A 23,406-nucleotide genomic window follows, 5' to 3' on the forward strand; every position below is an offset into this window, starting at 1 on the left:
CGCTGACGTGTATTTGTTGTGCGGCAGAGCGGTGCCGAACCCGGATTGCCCGCCATGCACATAAATATGCGGTACAGAATGCCCACCCCGGAGGCGCCGCCCCCGGCCCACCAACGAACCCGGCGAGACCCGCACCAACCGCACCGGGATGGGGGTCCCCCCGGCCGAAGGCTGGGGGAGGGCGGGCGGCGGGGAAACAACCGCACCGCAGCCACGACGGCGCCGCGCACGACACCTGGCCCGCACAGGGACACCGCGGTTCGTAACCCGGGGGCGGACGCGTCGGCGGCTCGGACAGAATGGGGGGCGTGCGTTACGGCATTCTCGGAACGACCCAGGCTCACCGCGAAGACGGCACCGTCGTGCCGCTCGCCGGCACCCGGCTGCGGGCGCTGCTCGCCGCGCTGGCGCTGCGCCCCGGCCGGGTGCGGACCACCGACGCGCTGATCGGCGAGGTGTGGGAGGACGAGCCGCCCGCCGACGCGACGGGGGCGCTGCAGGCGCTGGTGGCCCGGTTGCGCCGGGCGATCGGGCACGAGGCCGTCGGTTCGGTGGACGGCGGCTACCGCCTGGTCGCCGTGCCGGACGCCGTGGACCTGTACCGCTTCGAGCGGCTCGTGGAGGACGGCGGCCGGGCGCTCGCCGACGGCGACGCCGCCAAGGCCGCCGAGGCCCTGGACTCCGCGCTGGCGCTGTGGCGCGGCCCGGTGCTGGCGGACCTCCCGGACCGGGTTTCCGCCGCGCCCCGCTACGACGCGCTGCGGCTGGACGCCCGGCGGCTCCGGATCACCGCCGAGTTGGCGCTCGGTCGCGCCGAGCAGGTGCTGCCGGAGGCCGTCGAGCTGGCCGTGGCCCATCCGCTGAACGAGGCGGTGCAGGTTCTGAGGCTGCGTGCGCTGCGCGAGGCGGGCCGGGGCGCGGACGCGCTGGTGGCGTACGAGGAGGTGCGGCGCGAGCTCGCCGGGACGCTGGGCACCGATCCCGGCCCGGAGCTGCGCGCCCTCCACGCCGAGCTGCTGAATCCTTCCGCCCCCGCCCCCGCGGTGCCGTCCGGGAGCCCGGCGCGGCTCGGCAACGCGCGGGCCCGGCTGACCAGCTTCGTCGGCCGCGAGAGCGACCTGTCCGCGATCGCCGCGGACCTGTCGGCCGCGCGGCTGGTCACCGTCACCGGCCCCGGCGGCACCGGTAAGACCCGCCTGTCGCAGGAGGCCGGGGACCTGGTCGCCGGGCGGTGGCCGGACGGCGTGTGGTTCGCGGAGCTGGCGCCCGTGGAGGACCCGCGCACCGTGGCCGTCGCCGTGGTGAACGCGCTGGGCCTGCGCGAGACGCTGCTGCACGCGGCGTCGGCGACCGAGGCGGCGCTGGCCGCGGAGGCGAAGGGGGCCGCGGCCAAGGACCCGCTGCTGCAGCTCACCGAGTACTGCGCCGAGCGCCGGATGCTGCTGGTGCTGGACAACTGCGAGCACGTGATCGGCGCCGCCGCCGAGCTTGCGGAGCGGCTGCTCGCGCACTGCCCGGGTGTGGTGGTGCTGGCCACCAGCCGTGAGCCGCTGGGCGTCCCGGGCGAGCTGATCCGGCCGCTGGACCCGCTGCCGCGGACACCGGCCCTGCGGCTCCTCGCCGACCGGGGGGCGGCGGCCCGCCCCGGCTTCACGCCGGACGAGGACCCGGAGGCCTGCGCGGAGCTGTGCCGGCGGCTCGACGGACTGCCGCTCGCCATCGAGCTGGCCGCGGCCCGGCTCCGGATGATGACGCCCCGCCAGCTCGCGGACCGGCTCGACGACCGCTTCCGCATCCTGACCGCGGGCAGCCGCACCGTGCTGCCGCGCCAGCAGACGCTGCGCGCGGTGGTCGACTGGAGCTGGGGCCTGCTCAGCGAGGCCGAACGGGTCGTGCTGCGCCGCTTCGCCGTGTTCGCCGGCGGCTGGGACCTGGCCGCCGCCGAGGCGGTGTGCGGCGAGGACGGGGGCGCCGTGGACGCCCGCGACGTGGCCTCCGTACTGGCCTCGCTCGTCGACAAGTCGCTGGTCGTCGCCGACCTCGCCGAGGACGGCGCCCGCTACCGCATGCTGGAGACCATCGGCGAGTACGCGGCCGAACGCCTCGACGAGGCCGGCGAGCGCGACATCGTGGGGCGCCGCCACACCGCCTACTTCCGCGAGTACGTCCGCACCGCCGACCCCGAGCTGCGCGGACCGGGCCAACTGCGCTGCCTGGACCGGCTGGAGCGCGAGCACGAGAACCTGCGGGCGGCGATCCGCCGGGCGGTGGACACCGGGGACGAGCAGGAGGCGCTGTGCCTGGTGCTGGCCTGCAGCTGGTTCTGGGAGATGCGCAACTACCGCAGCGAGATGGGCCACTGGCCCGCCGTGGTGGTCGCGATGAGCCCGGTGGACGCCTTCGCCGAGCCGCTGCGGCTGCCGCCGCTGGAGCGGGGGCCGCTGGAGGACCCGCTGCCGATGACGCCGCAGCAGCTCGCCGAGGCGCGGCGCTGGGTGCGTACCGCCGAGGTGTTCGCGTACATGGGCGAGCGCGACGTGTGGAACGACCCGGGGCTGGTCGGGCTGGGCGAGGCGATCATCGAGGCCTACCCGCCGGAGCTGCCGCAGTCCAGCCTCCGGCCCGGGCTCTTCCGCGTGCTCGGTGCCATGCTGACCGGGCGCTTCGACCGCATGTCCGAGCTCATGGACGACGCGGTGGCGAGCTGCCGGCTGCACGGCCGGGTGTGGGAACTGGCGTTCGCGCTGCAGTTCCGCGCGAAGGTGATGAACGACGTGGAGGACCGGCTCGAGGCCTCCATGGACGACATCCGCGAGGCCCGGGAGCTGTTCGCCAGGGTGGGTGACGACTGGGGCATGGCCGAGGCGCTGGCGGCGGAGGCCGAGGCGACCTCCAACGCCGGCGACTGGGCCCGCGCCGCGGAGAGCTGCCGCGAGGCCATCGAACTCGCCCGCAAGCTCGGCGCGTACCAGCACGTGCCGATCATGACGGTCCGCCTCGGCGACGCCCTCGCCAACGCCGGCGACCTCGTGGAGGGGGAGCGGCTGATCCGCGAGGGGGTGGCGGAGGCCGAGACCTTCCGGCCGGTGGGCGACGACGCGGGCTACTACGGCAAGGTGCTCCTCATCGCCCTGCTCTCACGGCGCGGCGAACTCGACGAGGCCTTCGCGCTGCTCGACGCCCTTCAGGCCGCCCCGCCGCGCGGGATGCCCTCGTTCATCGTCGGGCTCCTCGCCGCGGTCCGCGGCTGGCTCACCGGCATGGCCGGCGACCCGTACGGAGGGCTGCCCCATCTCGCCGAGTCCGTCGCCTACATGGAGGGGCACCCGCTCAGCCCGGTCATCGGTCCGCGCCTGGGTGTGCTCCTCTTCCCGCCGGGCGTCGCGCTCTTCACCGGGATCGCCGGTCTGCGGGACGGCGACGACGTCCGCGGTCCGGCGCGCCGCGCGGCGGTGGTGCTGGGCGCGCACGACGCGCTGCGGCAGACCGCCTGCACCCCGTGGGAGCGGACGAGCCTGGACGAGGACGCGGTGCGGCTGCGCGGGTACCTCGGCGAGGAGGGCTTCGCCGCGGCCTACCGCGAGGGCGAGGGGCTCGTCTTCGCCGAGGCGGTCGAGCTGCTGCGCACGCCCCTCTGACCCGCTCAGCCGGCCTTCTTGCGGGGCGCCGCCTTCTTCGCCGTGGTCTTCTTGGCCGCGGCCTTCTTCGCGGGGGCCTTCTTGGCGGCCGTCTTCTTCGCCGGGGCCTTGCCGGACGCGGTCTTCTTCGCGCCGGTCCTCTCCCCACCGCGGGCGTCGATGCTGGCCTGGAGCGCGGCCATCAGGTCCACCACGTTGTCGGGGGCGGCGGTGACCTCGGCCATCTCCGGGACGGGCTCGCCCTCCAGCCGGGCGGCGACCAACTCGTCCAGCGCGTGCTGGTACTCGTCGTGCATCGACTCCAGGTCGAAGTCCTCGGAAAGGGTGTCCATCAGGCTCTGCGCCATCTTCAGCTCCTGCGGCCGCACGGTGACCTTCTCCGGCGGCGCCAGCCCCTCCGCGGCGCGGACCTCGTCGGGCCAGTACATGGTGTGCAGGACCAGCACGTCCTGGTGGACGCGCAGCAGCGCCAGCGACTCGCGGGTGCGCAGCGCGATCTTGGTGACGGCGGCCTTGCCGCTGCTGCTGAGGGCCTCGCGCAGCAGGACGTACGGCTTGGCCGCGGCGGTCTCCGCGCCGACGTAGTAGGCCCGGGACAGGGACAGCGGGTCGATCTCGTCGGCGTCGACGAAGGCGAGCACGTCGATCAGCTTCTTGCTGGGAAGGGGGAGGGCGGTCAGGTCCTCGTCGGTGAGCACCACCGTGCGGCCGGTCTCGTCCTCGTACCCCTTGGCGATCTCCGCGTAGGGGACCTCCTTGCCCTCCTTCTCGCAGAACCGCTTCATGCGGATGCGGCCGCCGTCCTCGGCGTGCACCTGGTGCAGGGAGACGCCGTGCTCCTCGGTGGCCGCGTAGAGCTTGACGGGAATGGAGACCAGCCCGAAGCCGATCGCACCTTTCCACATGGATCGCATACTTTCGTCCCTTTCCGGGGAGTTTCCAGACTATGCCCGCCCCGTCAGCCCCGCCCGGCCGGCAGACGGTCGAGGTGGACGGCCGCCGCGTGGTCCTCACCCACCTGGACAAGGTCGTCTTCCCGGTCTCCGGACACACCAAGGCACAGTTGCTGCAGTACTACGCGGGCATCGCCCCGGTGCTGGTGCCGCACGCGGCCGGGCGCCTCGCCTCCTTCGTCCGCGCCCCCGAGGGCCCGCACGCCCAGCGCTGGTTCGCCAAACGCCCGCCCGCCGGCACGCCCGACTGGGTGACCACCGCCGGGGAGGCCGACGAGCCGCACATCGTCGTCGACTCCACCCCCGCCCTGGTCGCCCTGGCCAACCTCGGCGCCTGGGAGGTCCATGTCCCGCAGTGGACCGCGGCGGGCGGCCGCGACGCCCACGACCGGCTCGTCCTCGACCTCGACCCCGGTGAGGGCGCCGACCTCGTGCTGTGCTGCCGGGTCGCCGAGCGCCTGCGGCAGATGATGGAGGACGACGGGCTCACCGCCTTCCCCGTCACCTCCGGCAGCAAGGGGCTCCACCTGTACGCGCCGCTGAGGCCCGCCACGGAAGCCGCCGCCACCGGTTACGCCAAGGCGCTCGCCGCGCGCATGCGCGACGAGCACCCCGGCCTCGTCGTCCTCTCCATGACCCGGAGCCTGCGCGCCGGGAAGGTCTTCATCGACTGGTCCCAGAACGCTTCCGCGAAGACCACCGCCTGCCCCTACACCCTGCGGCTGCGCGACCGCCCCGGCGTCGCCGCGCCCGTCACCTGGGACGAGGTCGCCTCCTGCCGGAACGCTCAGGACCTCGCCCTCACCCCCGAGGAGGTCCTGCGGCGCGCCGCCGACCACGGCGACCTGCTGGCCGCCCTGGACGCCGCCGCCGGACGCGGCACCCTGCCGTGACGGGCGCCCTCACGTGACCGATCCGATCCCGCTCCCCGTCCGGGTCGCCCTGGCCCGCCGCGTGGACACCGTCCCCGCGGCCGACGCCCTCGCCGGCGGCTGCGCCTACGAGCCCAAGTTCGACGGCCACCGCATGGTCGTGCTCACCGACCCCGTACGCCTGCAGACCCGCTCCGGCCGGCTCGTGACCGCCACCTTCCCCGAGATCGCCGGGGCCGCCGGGGCGCTGCCGGCCGGCACCGTCCTCGACGGCGAGGTCGTCATCTGGCGGGACGGCCGCGTCGACTTCGGTGCCCTCCAGCGCCGCGCCCTGCGCGGCACCCCCCGCGGCCCCGTCCTGCCCGCCAACTACGCGGCCTTCGACGTGCTCGCCGCCGGCGGCACCGACCTGCGCGGCCGGCCCTACGACGAGCGCCGCGCCGCCCTCGTCGCCCTGCTGGAGCCGCTCGGGCCGCCGCTTCAGGCGGTACCCATGACCACCGACCGCGACGAGGCCGTCCAGTGGTACGCCTCGCTCGCCCCGGCCGGCATCGAGGGCCTCGTCGTCAAGGGCCGCGGCCAGCGCTACCGTCCCGACCGCCGCGACTGGCTCAAGCTGCGGCACGCCGTCCCTCAGGACGCCGAAGCCCTCGGCTTCACCGGCACCCCCCGCGCCCCGCGGGCCCTCGTCCTCGACCTCGGCGACGGCCCCTTCGCCTCCGCGCCCCTCGACGCCCCCCTCCGCGCCCAGCTCGCCGCGCTCCTTGCTCCCCCGTCTCCCGCGCCCGCCGCGACCCTCGACGACGGCACCCCCTACCGTCCGCTGTCCGCCCCCCTCCCCGTCGAGATCCTCCAGGGCGAGGGCCGCCACGCCCTCACCACGGTGCTCCGTCTGCGGCCCGGCGCATGACCGGCGAGGCGGCCACCGCCGGGCCCCGGAAAGGCCGTTGAGCAGCGGTCGGCGCCGCAATAGCATGGCGCGTCGCCGCTCGGCCCGTCGCGCGCGACCCCCCGACCCGAGGAGACCCCTTCCGGCATGCGCGCGTTCCTCCAGGCCGTACGGCTGCTCGTACTGCTGCTCGGCTTCTACGTCATGACCCTCGGCCTGCTCGCGGCGATCGTGGCCGCAGACGTCGTCCTCACCGACGTCGCACTGCGGCAGGTCTACGTGACGTTCCTGTTCCTGGGCATCAGCGTCGCCTTCGCCTCACCTTTGGTGTCGGGCCTTTTCGCCTCCGTACGCGGCGTCAACCGCCTGCGGCCCGACGGGATACGGGTGACCGCGGACGAACAGCCCGAGCTGTGGGCGCGCGTGCGCCGGGTGGCCGGCGCCATGGAGACGGCGGCCCCCGCCGAGCTCTGGCTCGTGGCGGAGCCGGTGGCGGCGGTCTGGCAGAGCTCCTGGGTGCTCGGGCTGGTCCCCGGGCGCCGGCGGATGGTGCTGGGCATCCCGTACCTCATGGGGTTGACGGAGCGTCAGATCGATGCGGTCATCGCCCATGAACTCGGCCACTTCGCCCGGCGTGACACGGTCCTGGCGGGGCTGGCCGCCCGCAACCGCGTCGGTCTGATGCGGGTGCTTGAGCGGTACGCCGAGGACGGCAACGGCATCGGCCACGCGATGGGCTCCATGTTCGCCGGGTACGCCCGTTTCTGCCTGCGGACGACGCAGGCCCAGGCACGTCTCGGGGAACTCGCCGCGGACCGCGCCGGCGCGCGGATCGCCGGACGGGACACCACCGCCGCCGCCCTGCGGCGCATCCCTCTGCTCAACGCCGCGCACACCCGCTACCTGCGGGAGTACGCCGGCATCGGCACCGCGCTCGGTCTGCTCCCCCCGGCCGAGGAGGTGCACTCCGGGTTCGGCGCCTTCCTGGACAGCGGCACCTGGCGGGAGGAGGAGGGGCGGCTGATCGCCGACCCGCCCCGCGAGAAGACCTCGCCCTACGACTCCCACCCCCCGACGCGCGAGCGCGTCGCGGCGATCGAGGCACTGCCCGCGGACGCCGCCGGGACGTTCCCGGGCGAGCCGTCGCCGGCGGGGACCGGCCTCGTCAGGGACCCCGCGGGAACCGGTGCCCGCACCGTGCTGGCGCTCCCCGGGGCCGCCGGGCTGCGGCAACTGCCCTGGCGGGAACTGGCCGCCGCGGTGGGGACGGCGGAGCTCGGCGCCGAGGCGGCACCGGTGCTCCGGGCCGGCCGGGCGGTCCTGCGCAGACCCGCGGACCTCGCGATGCTGCTGGACGCCGTCGATGCCGGGCGGTGGGCGGAGGTCGTCGACTGCATGCCGCGCCCCGGCCACGGCGGCCACATGCTCCTCGACGACTCCCTGCGGGCCCGCGCCCGCGCCGACGCCGCGGACGCGCTGTACTCCCTGGCCCTGACGGCCCTGGTCGGGGACGGCCGGGCCCGGTGGGAACTGGACTGGGAACGCGGCAGGCACCTGGAGTTCGACGAGGGCGTCCAGGGCGCCCTGGACCGGGCCGTGGACAGCGCCGTGTCCCCCGAGGACGGAGCCGGACCGGACACCTCGGGCCTCCGCGTCCTCCTCGGGCTCTCCCTGGACCGGGCACCGTCTCAGCCCTGAGCGGCCGCCGCCGGCACCTCGCGGGTGCGGGTCCAGCGCAGCAGGGCGTCGGCGTCCCAGGTGTTGACCACCCGTTCCGGGGGGACGCCGCACTCCTCGGCGCGGGCGCAACCGAAGATCTGCCAGTCCAGCTGGCCGGGGGCGTGGGCGTCGCTGTCGATGCCGAAGAGCACCCCGGCCTCCACGGCCTTGCGCAGCAGCCGGCGCGGCGGGTCGAGGCGGTCCGGGCGGCTGTTGATCTCCACGGCCACCCCGAAGCGCTCGCAGGCGGCGAAGATCAGGTCCGCGTCGAACTCCGACTCCGGGCGCAGCTTGCCGGACACCAGCCGCCCCGTGCAGTGGCCCAGCACGTCGACCAGCGGATTGCTGATCGCGGAGATCATGCGCCGGGTCATCTCGTCCCGGTCCATGCGCAGTTTGGAGTGGACGGAGGCCACGACCACGTCCAGCCGGTCCAGCAGCTCCGCGTTCTGGTCGAGGGCGCCGTCGGCGAGGATGTCGCACTCGATGCCGGTCAGCAGCCGGAAGGGCGGCGGCAGCCGCTCGTTCAGCTCGGCCACCACCTCCAGCTGCGCCCGCAGCCGCTCGGCGGTCAGCCCGCGGGCGACGGTCAGCCGGGGGGAGTGGTCGGTGAGCACCGCCCACTCGTGGCCCAGTTCCACCGCGGTGCGGGCCATCGCCTCGATCGGGCTGCCGCCGTCGGACCAGTCGGAGTGCAGATGGCAGTCACCGCGAAGGGCGGCCCGCATCAGCCGCCCCGCGTCGCCCTCCGGCCGCGGGACCGCGTCCGCGGCGCCCTCCGCCAGCCGGGTGAGGTAGGCGGGCCGCTCGCCCGCCAGCGCCTCCCGGACGACGGCGGCGGTCTTCGGGCCGAGTCCCCTGACCTCCTCCAGGCCGCCCGGCCGTTCCGCGCGCCGCCGGAGTTCCTCCGGCGGCATCGCGGCGACCGCGGCGGACGCACCGCGGAAGGCACGGACCCGGTACGTCGGGGCGCCGTCCCGCTCCAGCAGGAACGCGATCCGGTCCAGCGCCTCGACGGGGTCCATGCCTCCAGGATCAGGTCTTGTTGCGGAACCTCGCCACCGCCAGCGGCGCGCTGATCACCGTGATGCCCACGGCCCACATCACCGTCATCATCGCCGAGTGCGCGACGGCGCCGCCGTTGATGAGGTTGCGGGAGGCGTCGGCGAGGTTGGACAGCGGGTTGTAGCGGGTGAAGGCCTCCAGCCAGCCCGGCATGGTGGTCGGCTTGGCGAAGATCGAGCTCCCGAACTGCAGCGGCAGGACGACGATCATGGCGAGCCCCTGGACGGACTGGGGGGTCCGGGCGACCAGACCCAGGAGGATGAAGACCCACATCAGCGAGGCACCGAAGGCCAGCGACAGCACCACCGCGCCCAGCAGCCCGAACACGCCGTTGTCGACGTGCAGCCCGAGGATGAAGCCCATGACGAGGAGGATCACCGTGGCGACCAGCGCACGGCCGATCTCCACCACGATCTTCGCGATCAGCACGGAGGAGCGGGCGATCGGCATCGTCCGGAAGCGGTCCATCACCCCGGTCTTGAAGTCCGAGTTGACGCCCGTGCCGACGGCCATGGCGATGTTCATGCCCATCATGGCCATCAGGCCGGGCACCATGTAGTTGACGTACTTCTCCTGGCTGCCCTCGAGCGCGCCGCCGAAGACGTACACGAACAGCAGCGTGAAGACGATCGGCATCAGCAGCGCGTCGAACATCGACTCCGGGTCCTGCCGGATCTGCAGGACGTTGCGGCGCACGAGGGCGCCGATGTGACGCAGGTTGGCGCGCAGCCCGATCCGCGGATCGGCGGTCGCGGCCTTGGCGTTCCCCGCGGGGACGGTGACGGCGGTCATGCCGCGAGCTCCTCTCGGTTCCGGGTGCCGCTGCCGCGCGTGACGGCCAGGAACACCTCGTCCAGGCTGGGCAGATGGGTGTCGATGCCGGCGATGGCGAAGCCGTGCGCGCCGAGCGCGGCCACGACGTCCGTCAGCTGCTCGTCGCTGAGGATCGGCACGTTGAGCACCCCGCCCGCGTAGTCCGCCACGGCCTGCGCGCCCGCGCCGAGCGCCGTCGCCATCGCGTCCAGCTGCCCGGGGTCCACCGGCCGTACCTGCAGCGTCCGGCCGCCGACCTTCGCCTTGAGCTCCTCGACCCGGCCCCCGGCGATCACCCGGCCGCGGTCGATGACCGTCAGCTCGTGCGCGAGCTTCTCGGCCTCCTCCATGTACTGCGTGGTCAGCAGCACGGTCGAGCCGTCCGCGACCATGTTCTGCACCTCGTCCCACACCTCGTTGCGGGTGCGGGGGTCGAGGCCGGTGGTCGGCTCGTCCAGGTACAGCACCGCCGGCCGCCCGATCATCGACGCCGCCAGGTCAAGGCGGCGTCGCATGCCGCCGGAGTACTCCTTGGCCGGCTTGCGGGCGGCGTCCGTCAGCGAGAACCGCTCCAGCAGCTCGTCCGCCCTGCTCCGGGCCTCCCGCCGGGACAGGTCCAGCAGCCGGCCGATCATGTAGAGGTTCTCGCGGCCCGACAGCGACTCGTCCACCGACGCGTACTGCCCGGTCAGCCCGATCACCCGGCGCAGTTGCCGGGGTTGCGAGATCACGTCGTACCCGGCCACCGTCGCCGTGCCGGCGTCCGGCCGGATCAGCGTGGACAGGATCCGCACCAGTGTCGTCTTGCCGGCGCCGTTCGGCCCCAGCACGCCGAGCACGGTCCCCTGCCGCACGTCCAGGTCCACCCCGTCGAGGGCCTTCGTCTCCCCGTAGCGCTTCACGAGTCCCCGCACCCTGACGGCGGTCTCCGCGCTCTTGGCATCCCGTTGTGTCATGCCGCCACGGTCGCGCAGCTCACCGACACGGCGCCGACATATCGCTGACAGCCTCACCGACACGGTCCCGACGCGCGGCGGAGGGTGGTGTGGCACTCGGTGCCAGGGCTGCCGGATCCGGACATGGCCTGTACAGGTCAAGTCAGTCGGCCGGTCCGCCGTTGACGGGCCCGACCTCCGGCGGATTGGATCACGGGGCTGTGAAGATCTTGTGACACCCAGGTGGGGCCTGGGACGGGGGAAGGACGGGGGCGTTTTCGTGCGCAGACACGCCGGTGGCAGAGCTCTGGCACTCGGGGTCGTGACAGCGGTCGTCGTGGGGGTGCTGCAGCCGCTCGCCGTCGGCGGGCCGGCGCCGGCGGCGCCCCGGCCGGCCGGGGCGGCAGCCGCGGGCGGCGGTGCCGCGACCACCGCGCCGACCGAGGAGGCGGCGCTGGCGGAGGCCGATTCGACCGGTAGGAAGGTCGAGGTCACCTCGCTGCGCAACGAGTCGGAGGAGGTGTACGCCACCCCGGACGGAAAGCTGGAGTCGGTGCAGCACCTGCGGCCGGTGCGGGCGCGGGTCGACGGCCGGTGGGCCGACATCGACAACACCCTGGTCCGGGGTGACGGCGGCCGGGTCGCCCCGAAGGCCGCGGCGGTGGGTCTGACGTTCTCCGGCGGTGGCCAGGGCCCGCTGGTGAAGCTGGAGCGGGCCGGGCGCACGCTGGCGTTCGAGTGGCCGGAGGCGCTTCCGGTGCCGGTGCTGGACGCGGACACCGCGACCTACCGTGACGTGCTCCCCGACGTGGACCTGCAGGTGCGTTCGGACACCGACGGCTTCTCGGAGCTGCTGGTGGTGCGCACCGCGGAGGCGGCGAAGAACCCGGCCCTGGCCGAGCTGAAGCTGGGGTTCGACACCTCGGGGCTCACCTTGAGGGAATCGGCCGGGGGCGGCCTCGAGGCGCGGGACGCGAGCGCCGGCGGTGTGGTCTTCCAGGCCCCCAAGCCGATCATGTGGGACTCCGGCACGGGCGCCGCCGCCCCGGCCGCGACGAAACTCGCCTCGGCGTCGGAGGATTCCGCGGCACCGGCCCCCGCCGGAACCTCGGACGAGGGACCCGGCGACGCCGCCAAGGTGGCCCCGATCGGTGTGGACGTGGATGCCGCGGGCGGCGAGCTGCGCCTGACCCCGGACCGGAAGCTGCTGTCCGATCCCAGGACCCGCTTCCCGGTCTACATCGACCCGCAGACCTACACCCCCAAGGCGGGGGAGTGGACGATGGTCTCCAAGTACTGGGCGGACTCGCCGCAGTGGCGCTTCAACGACAAGCCCGACTCGGGCGTCGGCTACTGCGAGTGGGACTACTGCGCGCCGTACGACACCAAGCGCCTGTTCTACAAGTTCCCGACGTCGAAGTTCGCGGGCAAGACGATCATCGAGGCCGATTTCGTCGCGAACGAGACCTGGTCGGCCTCGTGCGACGGCCGGTCGATCGAGCTGTGGCGGACCAAGAGCTTCGGCTCCTCCACCACCTGGAACAGCTCCGCGGACAACTGGCTGGACAAGCTGGACACCCGGGACGTCGCCAAGGGCTTCAGCTCCTCCTGCCCCGGCGGGACCGTGGAGTTCGACGCGACGGCCGGCGTCAAGTACGCGTCCGCGCACAGCGATTCGTACACCTCCTTCGGTCTGCGCGCCGGCAGCGAGTCCGACCGGTACGGCTGGAAGCGCTTCAGCGACGACGCCTACCTGCGGGTGAAGTACAACCGCCCGCCGGCCCAGATCGCGATGTCGCAGCTGTCGATGGACCCGGGCGGGTCCTGCAAGGCGCCGGAGAAGAAGGCGTACGTCCGCTCGCTGCCGAAGGTCACCGCGAACAACGTGACCGACCCCGACCCCGGCGACCGGGTGAGCGTGCAGTTCCAGGCGTCCTGGGACACCGGCGACGGCAAGGGCCGGATCGCGCGCTGGACCTCGCCCAAGACCACCCCGAAGGCGTCCGGTTCGGACTTCTCGATCACGCTCCCGTCGAGCATCCCCAAGAACAAGACGGTGGCCTGGTCGGTGCGCTCGCAGGACTACGACCCCGACGACGGCAAGTACTACAGCTACTCGCCCTGGTCCTGGTCCGGGTCGGCGACCTCCTGCTACTTCGTCTACGACACCGGTGTGCCGGTCGGCCCGTCGATCACCTCGGGCGACTACCCGGCCTCGAACCCCGAGAACCCGGCCGACCCCTGGTACGACGGCGTGGGCAAGTACGCCAACTTCACCTTCGACGTGCCCGACACCGACGTCACCAAGTACTGGTTCGGCATCAACTCCGATCCCACCTCCGACAACGAGCTGATCACCAGCGGCGGCGGCGCCCAGACGACGAAGTTCCGGCCGACCCGTTCGGGCCTGAACTGGGTCACCGCCCAGGCCTTCGACAAGGCCGGCAACCCCAGTGAGATCCGCACCTACCAGTTCAGGGTCTCGGCCGGACAGCCCGCCCGTGCCCAGTGGAGGCTGGACGAGCCCGCCGGGGCCACGCAGGCCGAGGGCATCTCCGGGACCCGCACCATGGACCTCAAGGGCAGCCCGGTGCTGGGTGCCGAGGGCACCGCCGGCACCGCCGCGTCCTTCGACGGAACGGACGACTACCTGCAGTCGGACATCCCGACGGTGGACACCTCGGCCGGATTCTCGGTGTCGGCGTGGGTGAAGCTGTCGCGCATGCCGTCCGGGGCGGCGGTCATCGCCGCCCAGCCGGGCAACCACGCGCCGGGCTTCGAGCTGTACTACTCCAAGACCTACGACCGGTGGGCCTTCAACCAGTACACGGCCGACTCAGCGACGGCGACTCCCGTCCGGGCCATGCAGGCCGCCGCCGGGGGAGTCAGGACCAACGAATGGGTGCACCTCGCGGGCACCTACACCACGGCGGGCGATGAACTCACCCTCTACGTCAACGGAGCGGTCGCGGGCACCATGGCCTACTCCACCCCGTGGGACGCCCGCCGCGGTCTGCAGATCGGCGCGGGATCGTACGACGGGTCACCGGGGTCCTTCTTCCCCGGCACCGTCGACGACGTGCGTCTCTTCGACAAGCCGCTGAGTGTCACGGAGGTCGGCCGGCTGTACAACAAGCAGCCGCTCGGCGCCGGACGCCCGGCCCTGGCGGCGTTCCCGCTGGACGAGCCGGCGCTCCAGGACGACGGCACCGCGACCACGCAGGTGCACGGCCGGGGCGATGTCAAGCCGGCCGTGTTCAAGGGCGGCCTCACCGCCGGCGACATCGGAGCCGACGGCAAGGCCCTGACCCTCGACGGTGCCGACGACTACGCCACCACCGGCGGTCCGATGCTGAACAACCAGCGCAGCTTCTCCGTCGCCGCCTGGGCGAAACTGTCGACGACCAAGCCCACCAAGGCGGCGGTCATCGCCACCCAGGCCGGCACGGTGAGACCGGGCTTCGAGCTGTACTACTCGCCCACGTACGGCTGGACGTTCAACAACTACTCCGCCGACACCGCCGACGGCACCCCGGTGCGCGCCGCGCAGGGTGATCCGGACATGGCACCGGCCGGCGTGTGGACGCAGGTCGTGGGCTCCTACGACGCCGTCACCGACGACCTGCGCCTGTACGTACAGGGCAAGTGGGTGGCCACGACCAAGTGGTCCACGCCCTTCTACGCGGGGGGCCCCGTACAGATCGGTGCCAGCTGGAACAACGGGACGCCGGTCAGCTTCTTTCCCGGCCAGATCGACGACGTCCAGCTGTACGACCGGGCGCTGTCCGCCCCCGAGATCGCCGAGCTGTACAAGGCCCGCCCGCTGGTGAAGGGCCGTTGGAAGCTGGACGCGGCGTCCGGCACCCCCGCGGTGTCCGCCGACGACATGCCGCTGGCTGCCGACCGTCACGCGCTGACCCTCGGCGGCAACGCCAAGGTCGACATCTCCGGCAGCAGCAACTACGTCGGTACCGGTGGCCTGCTGCTCGACGGCGACGGCGACTACGCGGCGACGTCCGTCTCCCCGGTGCACACCAACACCGGCTTCACCATGGGCGCGTGGGTGACCACCGCGGCCCGGCCACAGGAACCGGTCACGGTGATGAGCCAGGCCGGGGCCAACAACAGCGGTTTCGTGGTCCGTTACGTGCCCGACGCTCCCCCCTCGGGCGAGACGGAGTCGGTCGGCGGACGCTGGCAGCTGACGATGGCCGGTGCGGACACCACCACGTCCGCGACCGTCTCCGCCGAGCACAACAACTTCCAGAACAACACCTCCTGGAACCACATCGCCGTCGTCTACGACGCCTTCACCGACCAGATGCGCCTGTACGTGGACGGTGAGCGCAGGCAGACGCTGTGCGCGGACGACGATGACGACGGCACCCCGAACGACCCCTCCTGCACCGAACAGGTCTCCTGGAACTCCCACGTGACCTCCTTCGACGCCACCAAGGGCCTGCAGCTCGGCCGTGTGAAGACCGGCAGCACTACCTGGGGCGAGTACTGGCCCGGCGCGATCGACGACGTCTGGGCCATGGAGGGCGTCGCGACGGACACCCAGATCGCCGCTCTGGCCAACGGGACGGACCTGGCGACCAACCCCGGTCCGTGAGGCACCGCCGTACCGACGCCGTGCGCGGCCGGCCCTCGGACCGCTCCCCTGCGCTGCACAGCGATAGCGGAGCGGTCCGCGCCCGTTCGGGACGAACTCCACGCCCGCGCGACCCGCGGGCGGGAAACCCACGAGAGGAAACAGAACCCGCACGCGGGCCGCGTCGACGACCCGCGCACCCGATACCTCCGTTCGCCCGGTGCGGCCATCCCCACCCGGGCGACGCGCGGATCGCAGCCCTGATCGAGCACATGAGAGGAACCACAGTGAAAACGGGGGCACGGGCCCGCCACAGAATTGCCGTGATCATAGCGGCGACCCTGGTAGGGACCCTGTTGCAAGGGGCGGGGACGCCTCCTGCCCAGGCGGACGACATGCCGGGCGTCCCGGCTTCGGAGAGGGCGCTCACCGGCCACGGCGTGAAGCCGCTGCCGCGTGGGACGGAGAGCGAGCCGAGGGTGCCGGCGAAGGCCCCTCGGCACGCCTGGCCGCGGAGCGGCACGGCGAAGGTCACCCTGGAACCGGAGGCCGAGGCGGTGACCCGGCGCGCCGGCGAGCTGCCGGTCTCGCTCACCACGCCGGCAGCCGAGAACGCCAAGATCGCCAAGATCGCCAAGAACGGCAAGAACGGCAAGAACGCCAAGAAGCCGCCCGCACCGCTGAGCGGTTCCGCGACCGTCAAGGTGCTGGACCGGAAGACCGCGCAGCGGGCCGGCGTCGACGGGATGCTGTTCTCGGTGGGGCGCGATCCGGCGGCCACCGGCGGCACGGTCGGCGTCAGCGTCGACACCTCGGCCTTCGCGCAGAGCTACGGCGGCGCGTACGCCTCGCGCCTGAAGCTGGTGCGGCTGCCCGGGTGCGCCGCGACGACCCCGGAGCTGGCCAGGTGCCGCACCGCCCGGACGATCGACACGCGCACCAGCGGTACCACCCTCACCGCCACGACCACGCTGGGCGCCGAGCCGTCCCTGCTCGCGGCGACGACGGCCGCCGAGGGCGGCACCTCCGGTGAGCACGGCGACTACTCCGCCAGCCAGCTGTCCGCCTCGGCGACCTGGTCGGCGGATCTGAACTCCGGCAGTTTCTCCTGGTCCTACGACATGCCGGTGCCGGGTGTGCCGGGCACGCTCGCGCCGAAGGTGGGCCTGTCGTACTCCTCCTCCGGCATCGACGGCCGGACGTCGGCGACCAACAACCAGTCGTCGTGGGCCGGGGACGGCTTCGCGCTGTGGCCCGGGTCGGTGGAGCGCAGCTACAAGCCGTGTGCCGACGACGACGTGACGAACGCCGACGGCAAGAAGCCCGGCGACCTGTGCTGGGCGTACGACAACGCCACGATCTCCTTCAACGGCCACGCCGGTGAGCTGATCCCGGACGGCACCGACAAGTTCAAGATCAAGGGCGACGACGGCACCAAGGTCGAGCGGGTCTACGGCTCGACCGGCGACGTCCGCTCCAACGGCGCCCGCAACGACGAGTACTGGAAGGTGACCACCACCGACGGCACCCAGTACTTCTTCGGCTACAACCGCCTGCCGGGCTGGGCGTCCGGCAAGGACGCCACCGACTCGACGTGGACCGTCCCGGTCTACGGCGACGACGCCGGCGAGCCCTGCCACCAGTCCGCCTTCGCGGACTCCTGGTGCAACCAGGCGTGGCGCTGGAACCTCGACTACGTCGTCGACGTCCACGGCAACGCGATGGCGTACTACTACAAGAAGGAAACCAACTACTACGCCCGCAACTTCAAGGCCGCCGACGAGACGGCCTACGACCGCGGCGGCTACGTCGACCACATCGACTACGGGCTGCGCAAGGACACCGTCTACACGGCGAAGGCCCTCGCCCGGGTGGACTTCTCCAACAGCGAGCGCTGTCTGCCCGAGGCCGGCGTGACCTGCGACCCGTCGACGATCGACGACAAGAAGTTCTACTGGTACGACACCCCGTGGGACCTGAACTGCAAGTCCGGCGAGGACTGCAACAAGTCGGCGTCGCCGAGCTTCTGGACCCGCAAGAAGCTCGCGTCGGTCACCACGAACGTACTGAAGTCGGACGGCACCTACACACCGGTCGACACCTGGGCGCTGGGCTACCGCTGGGGCATGGCGGACATCGACTACCAGCTGCTGCTGGACTCGATCCAGCACACGGGCAGGTCGGCGACCCCCGAGATCACCCTGCCGAAGGTCACCTTCGGCTACGACCAGCGGGCCAACCGGCTGGACATCGACGGTGACGACACCGCCCCCTTCATCAAGGAGCGGCTGGCGACGGTCGCCGACGAGTCCGGAGGGCAGGTCGACGTCACCTACTCGGCCCCGGCCTGCGACGCCGGCGACCTGCCGACGCCGCAGACCAACACCACCCGCTGCTACCCGGTGTACTTCACCAAGTCCGGTGACGCCGACCCGTCGCTGCAGTGGTTCAACAAGTACGTGGTGGAGGCGGTCACCGAGACCGACCGCACCAACTCCTCCCCCGACCAGGTCACCCGCTACGACTACCTGGACGGGGCGGCCTGGCACTACGCGGACGACGACGGCCTGACCAAGGAGAAGTACAAGACCTGGTCGCAGTGGCGCGGATACGCCCACGTCCGGGTCCGCACCGGCGGCCAGGACCCGGTCGGCATGAAGTCGCAGACCGACCACTGGTTCCTGCGCGGCATAGACGGCGACCGCAAGGGCACCTCCACCAGCGACGGCACCAAGTCCGTGACGGTCTCCGACGACAACGGCGGCACCATCACCGACCACGACTCCGCGGCCGGTTTCGAGTACCGGACGGAGGAGTACAGCGGCCCGGGCGGCAGGGTGCTGGAGAAGACGGTCAGTACTCCCTGGCACCACGAGACGGCCAAGCGGGTGAGGTCCTGGGGCACCACCACCGCCAACCTGACCGGCACCGACTCGACCCGCACCTGGACCTCGCTCGACGACGGGGTCGGCGAGAAGTGGCGGACGACGCTCCAGTCCAACACCTTCGAGAACACCGCCGGCCGGGTCACCCGCAGCGAGGACCTCGGCGACACCTCCACCGCGGACGACGACCAGTGCACCCGCACCACCTACGTCGACAACACCACCGCCTGGATCCTGACCAAGCCGTCGCGGGTGGAGACCGTCGCCGTCAAGTGCGACGCCACGCCCGACCGCAAGACCGACGTCATCTCCGACGCGCGCACCGCGTACGACGGCCAGGGCTACAACGCGGCACCCGCCAAGGGCGATCCCACCAGGGTGGCGGCCCTGAAGTCGCACAACGGCACCACGGCCACGTACCTGGAGTCCGGCACCTCCTACGACACCACCTACGGCCGTCAGCTGACGAGCACGGACATCACCGGCACGGTCTCGGCCACCGAGACCACCGCCCCGGTGCGCACGGACCGGACGGACGGCCGCACCACCACCACGGTCTACACGCCGACGACCGGCTTCGCGACCACGGTGAAGGTCACCACCCCGCCCGCCACGCCGGGCAGCAGCGCGACGGCGCAGACCACGACCACCACCTACGACACCCTGCGCGGCCTGGCCGTCACGGTCCTCGACACCAACAGCAAGCGCACCGACACCGCCTACGACGCGCTGGGACGCAAGCTCAAGATCTGGCTGCCCAACCGCTCCAAGACCAACAACGAGACCCCGAACTACCAGTTCGCCTACACCATCACCGACGGCAAGCCCGTCGCCGTCTCGACCAGGGCCCTGAAGAACGACGGTACCCAGCGGCCCGCCTCGTACGTGTTGTACGACGGCTTCCTGAGGGAGCGCCAGGCGCAGTCGCCCGGCCCCGACGGCGGACGTCTGGTCAACGACACCTTCTACGACGAGCGTGGCCTGGTCGCCAAGGCGTTCGCGCCGTACTACAACACCGCGGCTCCCTCCACCGAACTGCTCAAGCTCGACGACGCGCTGGCGGTGGAGTCCCAGACCTGGAACACCTACGACGGCATGGGCCGGGTCGTGAAGACGCAGCAGGTCGCGGGCAACGGCGACGGCGGCAAGGTGCTGGCCACCACCGGCACCAGCTACGGCGGCGACCGCACCAGTGTCACCCCGCCGGCCGGCGGTACGGCCACCACCACCGTCACCGACGCCAGGGGCCGCACCACCGACCTGCTGCAGTACAAGGCCGCCACGCCCACCGGCGCGGCGGACAGGACCCACTACGACTACGACCCGGCGGACCGGCTCACCGCGGTGACCGACCCGGCCGGCAACCAGTGGACCTACACCTACGACCAGCGTGGCAACACGATCGGCACGCACGACCCCGACAAGGGCGACACCGGCTTCGCCTACGACGACCGCAACCTTCTGATCTCCAGCACCGACGACCGCACGCCCCGGCAGACGATCACCCACGTCTACGACGGTCTCGGCCGTGAGCTGGAGGCCCACGACGGCGACGCGAGCGGCCCGCTGCTGGTCAAGCGCGCCTGGGACCCGTCCGGTGCCGAGGGGCAGCCTGCCTCGGTGACCCGCTACATCGGCGGGGCGAGCGGCGCCGCCTACACCACGACCTACAACATCTACGACACCCTCTACCGGATCAACCGGAGCACCATCACCATCCCGGCGACGACGGAGAACGGCGCTCTGGCCGGTTCCTACCAGTCGAACGTCAAGTACAACCTCGACGGCACCGTCCAGTCGTCGAGCTACCCGGCGGCAGGGTCCCTCGCCGCCGATGTCATGACCCCCACGTACGACGACATGCTGCGGCCGGTCACCCTCTCCGGCACCGGCGGCGTCACCTACATCACCGACACCGCCTACAGCTTCACGGGCAAGCCGCTGCAGTACACCTACCAGAGCGGCGGCAAGAAGACCCAGGTCACCAACACCTACCAGTGGGGCACCCAGCGCCTGGACAACTCGCGGGTCGACCGCGAGGGCGTGCCGGGCGTCGACAAGTCCTCCACCTACGGGTACGACGAAGCCGGCAACATCACCGCGATCAGCGACGTCTCCCGCGACGGCACCGACAACCAGTGCTTCCGGTACGACCACCTCGACCGCCTCACCGAGGCCTGGGCGCAGGGCACCACGGGTTGTGCCGCGACTCCCGGTTCCCTGCTCGGCGGGCCGGCTCCCTACTGGCTGTCGTACACCTACGACGTCACCGGCAACCGTCGCACCGAGACCCTGCACGACCCGACCGGCGACGCGGCCAAGGACACCAGGCGGACCTACTCCTATCCCGACCCCAAGGCGCCGCAGCCGCACACCCTCACCCAGGTCAGCACCGAGGGTCCCAGCGGGCAGGCGGTCGACTCGTACACCTACGACGGGACCGGCAACACCCACACCCGCACCGTCGGAGGTGACCAGCAGACCCTGGACTGGGACGCCGAAGCCCACCTGGCGAAGGTCACCGAGGGCACCAAGACCACCTCGTACGTCTACGACCCCGACGGCAACCGCCTGATCCGGCGCACCGACAGCGAGACCACCCTCTACCTCGGCGCGACGGAGATCAGCCTCGCCAAGGGCTCCGGCACCCCCAAGGCCACCCGCTACTACGACCTCGGCGGCGGCAACCAGGCCATCCGCACCGACGACGGCAAGCTCTCCTTCCTCCTCGGCGACCACCACGGCACCTCCGAACTCGACGTCAGCGCCGCCGACCTGTCCATGCAGCAGCGACGCTCCACCCCGTTCGGCGCCGCACGGGGCAAGGCACCGTCCTCCTGGCCCGGCCAGAAGGGCTTCGTCGGCGGCACCGAGGACGCCACGACGGGCCTCACCCACCTCGGCGCACGTGAGTACGATCCGGACACCGGCCGCTTCGTGAGCCTCGACCCGGTCGTGAACTCGGCCGACCCGCAGCAGATGAACGGGTACAGCTACACCGAGAACAACCCGGTCACGTTCAGCGACCCGACCGGCCGCACCAAGTGCGACGCCAACCCCGAACTCTGCGGGAAGAAGGACAACTCCTGCGACGCGGCCTGCGTCAAGAAGAACATCAAGAGGGTCAACGAGGCCAACAGGAAGACCGAGGAGTACTTCCGCAAGAAGCGGCAGAAGGAGCAGAAGGAGGCGTACGACTACTTCTTCACGCCCAACCAGTGCCAGATGAATCCCTACACGCCCATCTACACCCCGCTCGCCATGAGTTGCTTCACGCAGGCGGAGATCGACGCGAGCAGGGAGCTCGACAAGCAGTTCCTCTCCGCGCTTGGTGACATGACCATCATCGAACCCGCGTTCCAGTGCATGGTCAACAACAACCGGGACAAGTGCGACGTCCTCGGTGAGGCCATGTCCCAGCCGTACGGCTTGGGGGAGATCGGTGTCATCGCCCGGGGATCGTCACGGATGGCCCGCATGCTGCTCCGGCTCGAGCGGGCGGTGTGCAGCTTCACCCCGACGACCAAGGTGCTGATGAAGAACGGGCGCACCAAGGAGATCGCCAAGATCGAGCCGGGTGACGAGGTCGAGGCCGCCGACGCCGGGACCGGGCGGCACAAGGGGTCCCGCAAGGTCACCGCGCGGCTCGTCCACCGCGATCGCGATCTCGTCGACCTGAGCGTTCGCGACGCCAAGGGGCGGACGGCGGTCATCCACGCCACGGCCAACCATCCCTTCTGGGACGACACCGTGCGTGCCTGGGTCGAGGCCGGCGCCCTGGTGCCGGGCCATGCCCTGACCACCGACGGAAACGGCCGGGTCGCCCTCACCGGGGTGACGGCGGTGCTCGGTGCGGCCGACATGTACAACCTCACCGTCGAGGAGCTGCACTCGTTCTACGTGCTCGCCGGTGCCACGCCGGTGCTGGTGCACAACTGCAACCTCGCCCTCGGCTGGCGCACCCAGGGAACCGCGGAGTGGGCGGAGGGCAAGGGCTTCCTCCACATGATGGCGAACCCCAACGACGGGTGGAAGGCACCCGTGCAGCGCATGATCGGCGACCCCAACGTCACCGGTATCCATGTCAACATGACGGGATGGAAGACCGATTTCGACGGAGCGGTGAAGAAGGGCCTCGCGGAGGACGGGGCGACGAATCTGGAGATGAGCTGGATCGCCAGAGCGGTGGCCAACGGCCAGCGTTCCTGGGACTCCGTGCACTTCTACAAGATGAACGGCAACGGGGACATCGTCGAGATCTCCCGGCCACCGGAGCCCGACTGGTCCAGGTTCGGCGATCTCGCACCGGTCAGGAGTCCGATGACCACGTGCAATTGCCCGGGATCGGTTCCCTGGGATGAGTAGCGGCAGGCCCTCGAAGGGCTCGTGGGTCCCGGCGGTGCACTACCCCGACCTCGACACGTCCGACGGCCTCGCCGAAGCGCTCAAGCGCGGCGCCTCCGGTCTCGGCCTGGGGCTGGAGGGGTTCGTCGAGGGATTCGGCCGGGCCGTGCTGGCCACCGACCGCGGAACGGTGTCGGTGTACGTCGGAGCCGAGCAGAGGTTCTTCGGCATCGACATCCACGAGGCCGACATCGAATGGGCGTCGGGAGCGACCGACGACCTCGGCCGTGCCCTCCGGGCGGTCGCCGCCTGGCAGGGCGGCGCGGCTCTCGACGACTACGTGGCGGAATTCCCGTTCATGAAGGCGGGGACGCTGGCCCACGCGTTCATGGAGGGGAGGGTGGCCGAGGCCTGCTGGGAGGAGCTGCTGGCCTCGGAGTACCCCACGGGAGGCCAGCGGCTGCTGGTCCGGCTCGCGCCCTTCGGTGAGCTGCGCAGGTTCTATCCGGAGATCAGCTACGGCGAGCTCCGCTTCACCGAGCCGCCGCCTCACCAGGGCGACCGGGTGATCCGCGTCGAGGGCGACGGGAAGGAGTTCCGGGTGCGGGAGTCCGGTCCGGAGGGATCCCGGGAGTACGTCCTGGACGCCCTCGGCGAGGTGGCCCGCCACGTCGCCGGTTTCTTCGACGCCGGCTGAGC

General features: G+C 71.9%; 11 protein-coding genes. 7 read left to right on the plus strand and 4 right to left on the minus strand.

Going from position 1 to position 23,406, the window contains the following annotated elements; genetic code table 11:
* The first annotated feature begins 299 nt into the window (after positions 1–299).
* Entirely contained in the window at positions 300–3,638 is a 3,339-nt protein-coding gene (locus ACFW3D_RS18790) for an AfsR/SARP family transcriptional regulator (RefSeq protein ID WP_500505276.1), read from the plus strand.
* Between the two features lie 5 nt (positions 3,639–3,643).
* Here ACFW3D_RS18790 and ku read toward each other — a convergent pair whose 3' ends face one another.
* Positions 3,644–4,543, minus strand: a complete 900-nt coding sequence (gene ku / locus ACFW3D_RS18795; protein ID WP_500505277.1) for a non-homologous end joining protein Ku — start codon at positions 4,541–4,543, stop codon at positions 3,644–3,646.
* A 41-nt stretch (positions 4,544–4,584) separates the two neighbouring features.
* On the opposite strand from ku, the gene ligD reads away from it, so the two are divergent.
* The 3 genes from ligD (at position 4,585) to ACFW3D_RS18810 (ending at position 8,050) form a co-directional block, all read left to right on the plus strand.
* The gene (gene ligD / locus ACFW3D_RS18800) at positions 4,585–5,484 is read left to right on the plus strand and encodes a non-homologous end-joining DNA ligase (protein ID WP_500505278.1); all 900 of its coding nucleotides are present in this window, start codon (positions 4,585–4,587) and stop codon (positions 5,482–5,484) included.
* Between the two features lie 13 nt (positions 5,485–5,497).
* A complete protein-coding gene (locus ACFW3D_RS18805) occupies positions 5,498–6,373 on the plus strand; it encodes an ATP-dependent DNA ligase (protein WP_500505279.1) in 876 nt (291 codons plus the stop codon).
* A 126-nt stretch (positions 6,374–6,499) separates the two neighbouring features.
* Positions 6,500–8,050 carry a M48 family metallopeptidase gene (locus tag ACFW3D_RS18810; protein WP_500505280.1) on the plus strand — a complete coding sequence of 517 codons (1,551 nt, stop codon included), beginning with the start codon at positions 6,500–6,502 and terminating at the stop codon, positions 8,048–8,050.
* Here ACFW3D_RS18810 and ACFW3D_RS18815 read toward each other — a convergent pair.
* The 3 genes from ACFW3D_RS18815 to ACFW3D_RS18825 are packed head-to-tail and all read right to left on the minus strand — an operon-like array spanning position 8,041 to position 10,905.
* Entirely contained in the window at positions 8,041–9,096 is a 1,056-nt protein-coding gene (locus ACFW3D_RS18815; protein ID WP_500505281.1) for a PHP domain-containing protein, read from the minus strand. The genes ACFW3D_RS18810 and ACFW3D_RS18815 overlap by 10 nt on opposite strands.
* Positions 9,097–9,106: 10 nt before the next feature.
* The gene (locus ACFW3D_RS18820; protein WP_500505282.1) at positions 9,107–9,928 is read right to left on the minus strand and encodes an ABC transporter permease; all 822 of its coding nucleotides are present in this window, start codon (positions 9,926–9,928) and stop codon (positions 9,107–9,109) included.
* The gene (locus ACFW3D_RS18825) at positions 9,925–10,905 is read right to left on the minus strand and encodes an ATP-binding cassette domain-containing protein (protein ID WP_500505283.1); all 981 of its coding nucleotides are present in this window, start codon (positions 10,903–10,905) and stop codon (positions 9,925–9,927) included. Before ACFW3D_RS18825 ends, ACFW3D_RS18820 begins: the two co-directional genes overlap by 4 nt.
* A gap of 301 nt (positions 10,906–11,206) precedes the next feature.
* Between ACFW3D_RS18825 and ACFW3D_RS18830 the strand changes: the two genes are divergently transcribed.
* The 3 genes from ACFW3D_RS18830 to ACFW3D_RS18840 all read left to right on the plus strand — a co-directional run bounded on the left by ACFW3D_RS18830 (position 11,207) and on the right by ACFW3D_RS18840 (position 23,404).
* The gene (locus ACFW3D_RS18830; protein WP_500505284.1) at positions 11,207–15,499 is read left to right on the plus strand and encodes a LamG-like jellyroll fold domain-containing protein; all 4,293 of its coding nucleotides are present in this window, start codon (positions 11,207–11,209) and stop codon (positions 15,497–15,499) included.
* A 374-nt stretch (positions 15,500–15,873) separates the two neighbouring features.
* Positions 15,874–22,728, plus strand: a complete 6,855-nt coding sequence (locus ACFW3D_RS18835; protein WP_500505285.1) for an RHS repeat-associated core domain-containing protein — start codon at positions 15,874–15,876, stop codon at positions 22,726–22,728.
* Positions 22,721–23,404 carry a hypothetical protein gene (locus ACFW3D_RS18840; RefSeq protein WP_500505286.1) on the plus strand — a complete coding sequence of 228 codons (684 nt, stop codon included), beginning with the start codon at positions 22,721–22,723 and terminating at the stop codon, positions 23,402–23,404. The genes ACFW3D_RS18835 and ACFW3D_RS18840 overlap by 8 nt, the downstream gene beginning before the upstream one ends.
* Positions 23,405–23,406 lie beyond the last annotated feature (2 nt).

Source organism: Streptomyces sp. NPDC058864 (genome assembly GCF_042742985.1).
Classification (GTDB): Bacteria; Actinomycetota; Actinomycetes; order Streptomycetales; family Streptomycetaceae; genus Actinacidiphila.

Coding starts and splice junctions, on each gene's coding strand:
- ACFW3D_RS18820 (WP_500505282.1), bottom strand. CDS start 9,928: ATGACCGCCGTCACCGTCCCCGCGGGGAACGCCAAGGCCGCGACCGCC.
- ACFW3D_RS18810 (WP_500505280.1), top strand. CDS start 6,500: ATGCGCGCGTTCCTCCAGGCCGTACGGCTGCTCGTACTGCTGCTCGGC.
- ACFW3D_RS18835 (WP_500505285.1), top strand. CDS start 15,874: ATGCCGGGCGTCCCGGCTTCGGAGAGGGCGCTCACCGGCCACGGCGTG.
- ACFW3D_RS18790 (WP_500505276.1), top strand. CDS start 300: ATGGGGGGCGTGCGTTACGGCATTCTCGGAACGACCCAGGCTCACCGC.
- ACFW3D_RS18815 (WP_500505281.1), bottom strand. CDS start 9,096: ATGGACCCCGTCGAGGCGCTGGACCGGATCGCGTTCCTGCTGGAGCGG.
- ligD (WP_500505278.1), top strand. CDS start 4,585: ATGCCCGCCCCGTCAGCCCCGCCCGGCCGGCAGACGGTCGAGGTGGAC.
- ACFW3D_RS18840 (WP_500505286.1), top strand. CDS start 22,721: ATGAGTAGCGGCAGGCCCTCGAAGGGCTCGTGGGTCCCGGCGGTGCAC.
- ACFW3D_RS18825 (WP_500505283.1), bottom strand. CDS start 10,905: ATGACACAACGGGATGCCAAGAGCGCGGAGACCGCCGTCAGGGTGCGG.
- ku (WP_500505277.1), bottom strand. CDS start 4,543: ATGTGGAAAGGTGCGATCGGCTTCGGGCTGGTCTCCATTCCCGTCAAG.